An 8220-nucleotide genomic window follows, 5' to 3' on the forward strand; every position below is an offset into this window, starting at 1 on the left:
GATGGTCATCCGGCCCCGGGTCGCACCGCGTACGTCGACCGACCGGTCGAGCTTCGTCTACTGGGCCACCGCCGAGCAGGCGGACATCGAGGCAGGGTTCGAGGAGGACCGCCGGGTCGCCCGGGTGCAGGTCCTGAGCCGACTCGTCCTCGCCAAGATGCGCCTGCTCCGCCTCGCCGGTGACGCCTCCCTCGTCTCCGTGGTCGCGCTCGCCGCCGCCGCCGTCACCCGCTGACCCGCCCTCACCCCGGGCCGCCCAGCGGCGGCCCGGCCACCGGAAGGACCACCATGGACGCCCTGACCCGCACCGCCCTCCTCGCGTACATCCGGCTCCACAAGGCCCTCGGCGCCGCCGCCATCGACCCGGACGCCACCCACCACCCGGTCGAGGCCGCAGCCCGGGAGGCGAACGCGGCCATGCGCGCGGCGGGCCTGCTGGGCGCCACGCCGCAGCAGATGAACCAGCTCCTCGCCGAACTCGACCAGCCGACCGTGGCCAGCCCGGCCTACGTCCTCCAGCCGCACTACATCGACGTGGACGTCTTCGGCTGGCGGCTCGACGGCCCCGGCCTGGATGGCATGCACGAGCACGAGACGTTCGACGCCGACGACAACCGCGACATCGAGGCGGCGGCCCTCTGGGCGGAACAGATCATCGGCGCCCGCCAGGACTGGCGGCACACCCGCCGCGATGGCCTCGACCGCTGGGAAGCCTGACTCACAGGCCCAAGGCGTCCCGGGCGTCCCACGCCTGACAGGCCGCCACCTGTGACACGCTCGACCCGAACCACCCCAGACAACGCGAAGGGCCCGCCGGTTGCACGGCGGGCCCAGAGCGAACACCAAGATCCAAAAGACTTCTCACGGACTCAGGAATGGTGCTCGTAGTGCTTTCCCATGATGCAGGACCCACGGCCCCGGCCGCGACCCCGTCCACGGACGCGTCGCCCGGGGCCGCTCGCGTTCCCGGCCCTCGGTGCCACTGCGGCACGGCCATCGTCCACATCCCCGGCAAGAAGCCGAAGGTCTACTGCTCTGACGCGTGCCGGAAAGCCGCAAAGCGGGCAATCGCCAAGGCTGCCGAGCCCACCTCCGGCGGTGCGGGGCAGACCCCTCCCGAGGCAAATCCGGACACGGGCTTTAGTAGTAAGGGAAAATCTCCGTCCGCTGCAGGTCAGAGCGTTGTGGCGGAAGCGGCGGAGCCCAAAAAGGGACGGCCGAAAGCGGGGACCCGCGACGAGCGGTACGCCCGTCGCGACCGCCACCAGACCGTCGCGGTCGGCGAGGCGTTCCGAGCGTGCGGAAACCGGCTCACGGGGAAGTCGGCGACGCTCCAGTGGGCGGCCGGTGAGGCGGCGCTCACGGGCGTCTGCCGGTGCAACAACGTCCACCTGTGCGCCTGGTGCGGGACGAGGATCCTCGCGGTGCGGGCGTCGAACGCTCAGCTCATGGCGGACGGCCTGGCAGCGGCCGGGTACGGGCTGCACCTCGGCACGAGCGGCCTGCGCCACTACAGCCGGATGCCGTTCGGCTCGAACCGCAAGGGCGAGCGCTTCGGGCTGGTCGCGCTGCTGCACGACGGGTGGCGCGGCGGGTACGGGTCCGCTGGGCGGCCCTGGCGGCGTCTCAAGGCTGAGTTTGGCGTGATCGGCTACGAGCGGGCCTACGAGGACACGTGGGGCCCGGACACGGGCCACCACCTCCACTGGCACGCGCTGTGGGTCACGGCCACGCCGCTCGACGCGGATGGCCAACTGGCCTTCCGCCGGGCCATCGCCACGGCATGGGCGAACGCGGTCCGGGAAGCGGGCGGGTACGAGGTCAGCCAGACGTGCGACAGGCCCGACTGCCCGTGCGGCGGGGAAGGCCACGGCACCGACCTGCGCTCGCTGAACAGTGGCGAGGAGGGGGAGACGGCCCGCTACCTGTACAAGGACGGCGACAAGGGCACGGCCAAGATCGGGCTCGAACTGTCCCGTCAGGACCTCAAGGACGGGCGTCGGGTCGGGCGCCTCGGACCGTGGCAGCTCGGCGACGCGGCGGCCGACGAACTGGCCGCCTCGGGCGGGGTCCCGGGCATGTTCACCACCGCGTACCGCGAGCGCGAACGAGGCATCTACGGCGTGCGGAAGCAGTACCGGACGCAGGGCTTGAACGCCTTGGTGAAGGCGTTGGAGATCCCGCAGGACACCCGGAGCGATGACGAGATCACCGACGAATCCGGCGGCCTGGTGCCGATCCTCGTGATCCCGTCAGGTACCTGGTACCGGCACATCGCCCGGGTGCCCGGCCGCCGCCTCGACCTCGTCAAGGTCGCCGAGGCGCACGGCATCGGCGGCGTCCGGCTGCTGATCGAGTCGTGGGGCCTGCGGTGGGGCATCGACGTCTTCGACCCGCCCACCGAGGACGAGCCGACCACCCAGGCCGGGGAGGACGAGCCGACCGCGACGGTCCCTGCGGCGCTTCTGCGCCCGGCGGCCCGCACCTTCGTGGAGCACGTGCAGCGTGCGCACCGCCGGGCGACCGCCGCCGCGAACTGACCCGCCTTGCTCCCCGGGGCCGGTGCCGACAGGGCACCGGCCCCGCAGCACGCTCACGTCCTGGTGCTCGTCGTGCCCGGTCCCGAACCGAGCATCCGCCGGCGCTGCTCGCCGGATCCGACCTGCGGTTCGTCCGTCTCGGTCTGCACGGAATCGGCTCGCTCGGCGGGCAGAAGCCGCGGGGCTGGAATCGCAAGTACGGCTTTGGATTCGGGGCGGGGGCCGACGCCGAGCGCGCGGCGGGAGGTGCTCATCACGGCAGTCTGCCGGTCGGTGAACTCACCAGTGAACTCACCGGCCGGGGTGGTGAACTCCCCGGTGAGTTCGTCCCGGCGGAGCCTGGGGCGGCGCCTCAACCGGTCCCGTGCGCTCACCACGGAGCCTCGGCTGGCCCTGTGTGATCGCTGAGGGGGAGAGTGCGGGGGACGGTGAGGGGGTCCCGTGGAGGGGACTGTGAGGGGGAGCGTGAGGGGGAGACCCCGAGCGGCGGTCGTCTGCACAATGCCTGCTCAGCCCACGAACTGCAGCTGGTGATCCGCCGGACATATCTGTAGGGCGGGGGGCTGGGGGTGGGGGTGAGGGGTGTTGGTGGAGCCGACGGATTGAGGAATGCCTAGGTGTGGGTTTGTAGTGCGGTTTGTAGTAGGCGGGCGGGTAGCAAGAGGTGTGCCGTTCTGGTGGGTGGTTCTGGGGTCGGTCTGGGAGTGGTGGGGGCCGTTGGGTCGTGATGCATAGGTGTGATCGTTCTGCTCGAGTGCCGTCCGCTGGGCGTCCGCTGACGGTCCGCTGGGCGTCCGCTGGCTCGGCGGTCCGTCCTGGTGTTTCAGCGGACCGTCAGCGGTTGGGGTCCGCCGTGCGGGACAGCGCGTGGACTCCGGTCCGCCCGACGAAGCCGCGGGGCCCGGCCGGGCTCCGGATCGTCGTAGTGCCAGAGGTGTGCAACACCTGGGCGACGTTCCGGGCGGGGACATGCTCGTGCTCCTGGTGCTCGTGCTCGGGTGCTAGGTCTAGCGGCTGGGCCTGCTAGGCCTAGCACCGCCGCTAGCAGGTGATCGGCGGTCCGGCCTGCGGCCTAGCACCTAGCAGGCGTTGGGCGCCGGATACGGTCGGGGGCATGGAGACCGAGACCCCGAGGACGCCGGACGGCGCGAAGCTCTGCGGCTGGTGCGGCGGGACGATCCGGCAGTCCGGTGTCGGCCGGAGCCGGGACTACTGCAAGCGGCTGTGCCGGGACCAGGCGTACAAGAAGCGCCGCGATCAGCGGCTCGTGGATGAGGCGTTGGCCGCCGCGTCCGCCGTTTCTCCGTCCGTAGAAACGGGGCCCCGAGTTTCTACGGACGGAGAAACTCGGTCGCCGCAGGTGACGCCCCGGATTCCGGCGCCGGTCGTGGAGGAGGACTACCTCCTCGCGCCGCCGGATCCGGCCCCGGTGCTGCCGGACGCGTGGCGGGCCCCGGTCCCGGCTCCGGCTCCGCGCCGGACGTTGGGCGCGGGCCCGGGGCGGCGCCGGTCGACGATGACGGCGTCGCCGCTGCCGACGGGGTCGCGGGCGGAGCCGGTGCCGCTGCCGTTCGACATCGAGGACGACGAGGGCATCTAGCCCGGCGCCTCGCGCCAACGGCTGGGCCTGAGTGGGGGGTCCCTCCGGTCTGGGCGGCAGGCGCAGCCTGAGCGCGCCGGTCGTCGGGGTGTCCGGGATCGGCGTAGCCGACCGCGTAGCGGCGCCGTAGGCGTCCTGGACGGCCCGGCGGGCGGTGTGCTGACCTCCGGTGCCGTCCAGGCCGGAGGGACCCCCCACGACCCTCCACAGACCCCACCCACGGACCCGCAGTCACCGGCGGTGCCCCCGGCCCCTCTGGGACTGGTGGCCGGGGTGTGGGGCGGAGCCCCGCTAGCTGTGACCCGCACGCGCCCCGTCGGAGCCCGTAGACGGCTCTGTGAGCCCCGTTCGGCCCGGGGCTGGACTCCGAGCCGCAAACCGCTCGTTGAGGCGCTCAGAGCGGCGTACAGTCCCGGCATGATCACCGGGGGGCACTTAGAAACGCGCACAGTGAGACGTGTTGCGCTGACAGAGTCGCTGTGTCAGAGTGAGACGCATGACGCAGCAGACACCGGCCCAGTTGAGGGCCTCAGCCGAAGCGGCTCTCAGGCCGTTGGGCGCCCGACGGATCAAGCTCCTGGCTCAGCTGGAGGCGGTCGATGCCGAGCTGCGGCCGGTGATCGCTCAGGCGGTCACGATGGAGGTCCCCTACCGGCGGATCACCGAGCTGACGGGAGTCGCCTCCAACACGGCTCGGAAGTGGGCGACCGAGGCGAACTGACTCCCGTCCGGCGGCCGGAAGTTCCGGCCCGGGCCTCGTGCGCGCGTGCGCATAATGCGCGCGAGGTTGTCAAGCCGCCGGAATTCCGGTCCGGAAGATCAGCACCAGACACAGACGAGCCGCCCCGGCTTCCTACGGCCGGGACGGCTCTGACACCGACGACGAGAGGCAAATTCTCGTGATCATCAGTGCTGTCCAGAACCCTAGTGCCGAGCCCGAGACGCTCGGACACCTGCTGTCCAATCTCGGCCCCCTGGGGGTCGTCGTCCTGATCGCGGTCGGGGCCTGCCTGCTCCTGGCAGTCATCGGCAAGACCGGTCGCAAGGCGGTCGGCAAGGCCACCGGCCGCGTGATCGTCAAGGCCTGCCGGGCGTTCGTCCGGTACGTGACGATCAGCCTGTGGGCCGCCCGGATGCGGATGCCGATCCGCCTCGCGATCCGCCTCCAGCCGGAGCGGTGGCGGTCGATGACCGAGGCCCGCAAGCTGACCGGGCTCAAGCGCGGCCGGGTCCGCCGCACGCCGATGGGCGTGGACGTCCGGGTCACCCTGGGCGGGTCGCTCACCCTGGAGTCGCTGACCGCCCGGATCAAGGACATCGAGACCGGGCTCGGCACCCGCCGGGGCGCGGTCCGGGTCGAGCCCGGTGCGACCGCGCACAAGGCGATCGTCCGGATCACGGTCCGCAACCCGCTGGCGAAGAACGTGCCGTGGCCGGTGCCGACCGGCCTGGTGAGCATCAAGCACCCGGCGCCGCTGTCGATGAACCCGTTCGGGGAGTGGACGGGCATCGACCTGCAACAGCGGATCCTGATCGTGGGCGCCTCGGGCTCGGGCAAGTCCTCGGCGCAGCGGGTGCTGGCCGCGCCCGTGATCCTCGCGGCCGATGCCGACCTGGAGGTCTGGGACCTCAAGCAGGGCACCGAGTCGCAGCACTACGAGGGCAAAGCCGACGTCCGGATCACCAACGCAGAGCAGGCCAAGGCCCGGCTGAAGTGGTTCATGGAGACCGAGCTGCCGCGCCGCGCGGCGGTGATGCGCGAGGCGCGCACGAGCACCTGGCCGACGTCGATGACGAACCGGGACCGGGTCGTCATGGTGGACGAAGGCGCCGCGCTGATCCGTGAGCTGGACGACGACGAACTGCTGATGTTCTTCACGTTCCTGGAGCAGGCCCGGGCGTTCGGGATCTACCTGTGGTGGGCCACTCAGTTCCCGAAGGCGACGAACCTGCCGAGCGAACTGCGGTCGCAGATGTCCGGGATCATCTCGCTGAAGATGCGCCGCCAGTCCGAGAGCCGGGTCGTCTTCGAGGACCTGACCAAGGAAGGCTGGATGCCTCACCGGCTCCCGGGGAAGGGCTGGCTCCTGCTCCTGGACGACGAGCACCAGGAGCCGGAGGAGTCCCGCGCCGCGTTCATCGACGAGAAGCAGTTCCGCAAGCTCCAGCCGTACATGGCCCCGGCCGCGCCTGCTCCGGCGGCCCCGGCCCCGGTGGTCCCGCCGATGCCGACGTACGCGCCGCGCCTGATCCCCGACCCGCGAACCGACGCGGCGATGGACGAGGCGGTGCAGCTCACGAAGGAAACCGCGGGCGATGCGCCGGCGGTTGCGGCTCCGGCGGCGCCCGCCGCTGCCGAGCTGGTCGAGCTGTCGGTGCCCGACGCGATCCGGGCCGCGCTGGCCGACGCACCCGGCTCCGGCATGTCCGCCGCCGAGCTGGTCGTGGCGACCGGTCGGGGCAAGAGCCAGGTCTACGCGGGGCTCCAGGAGCTGACCGACGACGGCGTCGCGGTCAAGGTCGGGCGCGGCCGGTACGTCCTGGCGACCGCTGCGGAGGTGTCGGCATGAGCACTCACCTCCCCGTCGACCAGGCCCGTGCCGGGCACATCCCGGCGGTCGCGTACGACCAGGCCGTGCAGCAGGCGGGCCCGGGCGGCCCGGCTCCGGTGATCGTGATCCAGGCTCCGGCCCCGCCGAAGCAGTACGCCCCGCTGATCCTGGCGGGCGTGGTCGGCGGCGGCCTGGTGGTCGCGATGCTCCTCGCGGTCGCGGTGGTCGCGGTCGCGGTCGGCATCGGCGCCATCTCTGCCGCGATCGGCTGGATCGTCATCCGCTCGCTCATGAACAGCCACGTGAAGGGCGCGAAGTGATGACCAAGGAACGGATCGAGCGGGTCTCCCTGATCGCGGCCGGGGTCGTGATCGTGGCGCTGACCGCCCTGGCGTTCTGGCTCTCCTACGCCCACCTCGCGGAAGTGGCGGGCGATCACGGGCTCGCCGTCTCCGGCGCCCGGCAGTGGGCGTGGCCCGCGACCCTGGACGCGTTCATCGTGGCGGGCGAGTTGCTGATGCTCCGGGCCGGTCTCCAGCGCCGGACCGACCACTGGGCGGTCGGCATCACGGCGGCCGGGTCCCTGGGCTCGATCGCGCTCAACGTGGCCGGGGTGACCGGGGCCCGGGACGCGGCGACCGTCCCCCTGCTCGACTACGTGGTCGCCGCCGTCCCCCCGACCGCCGCCCTGCTCGCGTTCGGCGTCCTGATGCGGCAGATCCACACCCTGGTCGAGAGCACCCCGGTGGCCGTGTTGGACACCGAACCGCCGGTGGTGGCCACCACGGTGGACACCGCCCCGGTCGAGGTGTCCCCTCCCCCGGCCCTCGACCCCGCCCCGGTCGAGGCATCGTCCCTGGTCATCTGCGGGGGACACCTGGAGATCCCGGCTGTCCCCCCGCGTCCCCGGCTCGGCACCGAGGCGGCCCGCGCGGCCATCGAGCAGGCCTGGCGGGACGGCCTGAGCATCCGTGAGGCGGCCCGGGTGTCCACCCGCGCCCCCTCGCAGGTCCAGCGGGTGTACGCAACCCTCGACGCCGACCGGGGCCCCGCCCCGATCCAGGGCCAGACCGAACTCGACGTCATCGCTGCCTGATCCGTCACGGGGCCGGAGGGGACACCCCCTCCGGCCCCCTTGCGCAACCTGAGCCATGCGTGTCAGACTGACACACGCAAGGCAAGGTGACTCACTCAGCGGGAGACGACATGACGACTCAGACTCACACCACGATGGCCGACCGGAACCTCGACGCCGGGCTCGCCCATACGGTCAGCGAGGTGACCCGGACGGACACCAAGGCCGGACTCATCCTCACGCTCGACGGGTTACTCGTCGCCGGGCTCGGCCTCATCGCCAAGGGCCTCCACGGCCTCGCCCTGGTCCTCGCCGTCGTCGGCGCGGCCGCCGTGGTCGTCGGCGTGGTCCTGGCCCTGATGGTCATCCGGCCCCGGGTCGCACCGCGTACGTCGACCGACCGGTCGAGCTTCGTCTACTGGGCCACCGCCGAGCAGGCGGACATCGAGGCAG

Annotated in this window: 10 protein-coding genes; 9 read left to right on the plus strand and 1 reads right to left on the minus strand. The window is 72.0% G+C overall.

Translation table 11 applies throughout. From position 1 onward, the window contains the following. From ABT084_RS37385 to ABT084_RS37395, 3 genes are all read left to right on the plus strand, one after another. Positions 1-235 (plus strand): Pycsar system effector family protein (locus ABT084_RS37385; RefSeq protein ID WP_502969296.1); only part of this gene is annotated, 235 nt, incomplete at its 5' end. Positions 236-288: 53 nt separating this feature from the next. Then, on the plus strand, positions 289-717 hold the full coding sequence (locus ABT084_RS37390) for a hypothetical protein (protein WP_351054161.1): 429 nt from the start codon (positions 289-291) through the stop codon (positions 715-717). 467 nt (positions 718-1184) lie between these two features. Further along, a complete protein-coding gene (locus tag ABT084_RS37395; RefSeq protein ID WP_351054164.1) occupies positions 1185-2540 on the plus strand; it encodes a hypothetical protein in 1356 nt (451 codons plus the stop codon). Positions 2541-2593: 53 nt separating this feature from the next. On the opposite strand, the gene ABT084_RS37400 is transcribed toward ABT084_RS37395, so the two are convergent. Next, positions 2594-2914, minus strand: a complete 321-nt coding sequence (locus tag ABT084_RS37400) for a hypothetical protein (RefSeq protein ID WP_351054167.1) — start codon at positions 2912-2914, stop codon at positions 2594-2596. A 740-nt stretch (positions 2915-3654) separates the two neighbouring features. Between ABT084_RS37400 and ABT084_RS37405 the strand changes: the two genes are divergently transcribed. The 6 genes from ABT084_RS37405 to ABT084_RS37430 all read left to right on the plus strand — a co-directional run. Beyond that, positions 3655-4140 carry a hypothetical protein gene (locus ABT084_RS37405; protein WP_351054170.1) on the plus strand — a complete coding sequence of 162 codons (486 nt, stop codon included), beginning with the start codon at positions 3655-3657 and terminating at the stop codon, positions 4138-4140. Between the two features lie 496 nt (positions 4141-4636). Beyond that, the gene (locus tag ABT084_RS37410; protein WP_351054172.1) at positions 4637-4861 is read left to right on the plus strand and encodes a hypothetical protein; all 225 of its coding nucleotides are present in this window, start codon (positions 4637-4639) and stop codon (positions 4859-4861) included. Between the two features lie 178 nt (positions 4862-5039). Further along, entirely contained in the window at positions 5040-6710 is a 1671-nt protein-coding gene (locus tag ABT084_RS37415) for an FtsK/SpoIIIE domain-containing protein (RefSeq protein WP_351054175.1), read from the plus strand. After that, positions 6707-7012 (plus strand): hypothetical protein, encoded by a 306-nt coding sequence (locus tag ABT084_RS37420; protein ID WP_351054178.1) that lies wholly within the window; start codon positions 6707-6709, stop codon positions 7010-7012. Before ABT084_RS37415 ends, ABT084_RS37420 begins: the two co-directional genes overlap by 4 nt. Continuing rightward, positions 7012-7788, plus strand: a complete 777-nt coding sequence (locus ABT084_RS37425; protein WP_351054180.1) for a DUF2637 domain-containing protein — start codon at positions 7012-7014, stop codon at positions 7786-7788. The genes ABT084_RS37420 and ABT084_RS37425 overlap by 1 nt, the downstream gene beginning before the upstream one ends. A gap of 110 nt (positions 7789-7898) precedes the next feature. Next, on the plus strand, positions 7899-8220 hold a 322-nt coding region (locus ABT084_RS37430), incomplete at its 3' end, for a Pycsar system effector family protein (RefSeq protein WP_351054183.1).

Origin of the sequence: Streptomyces sp. NPDC002138, assembly GCF_040296485.1 — a bacterium.
Lineage (GTDB): Bacteria > Actinomycetota > Actinomycetes > Streptomycetales > Streptomycetaceae > Streptomyces.

Coding starts and splice junctions, on each gene's coding strand:
- ABT084_RS37420 (WP_351054178.1), top strand. CDS start 6,707: ATGAGCACTCACCTCCCCGTCGACCAGGCCCGTGCCGGGCACATCCCG.
- ABT084_RS37410 (WP_351054172.1), top strand. CDS start 4,637: ATGACGCAGCAGACACCGGCCCAGTTGAGGGCCTCAGCCGAAGCGGCT.
- ABT084_RS37390 (WP_351054161.1), top strand. CDS start 289: ATGGACGCCCTGACCCGCACCGCCCTCCTCGCGTACATCCGGCTCCAC.
- ABT084_RS37425 (WP_351054180.1), top strand. CDS start 7,012: ATGACCAAGGAACGGATCGAGCGGGTCTCCCTGATCGCGGCCGGGGTC.
- ABT084_RS37405 (WP_351054170.1), top strand. CDS start 3,655: ATGGAGACCGAGACCCCGAGGACGCCGGACGGCGCGAAGCTCTGCGGC.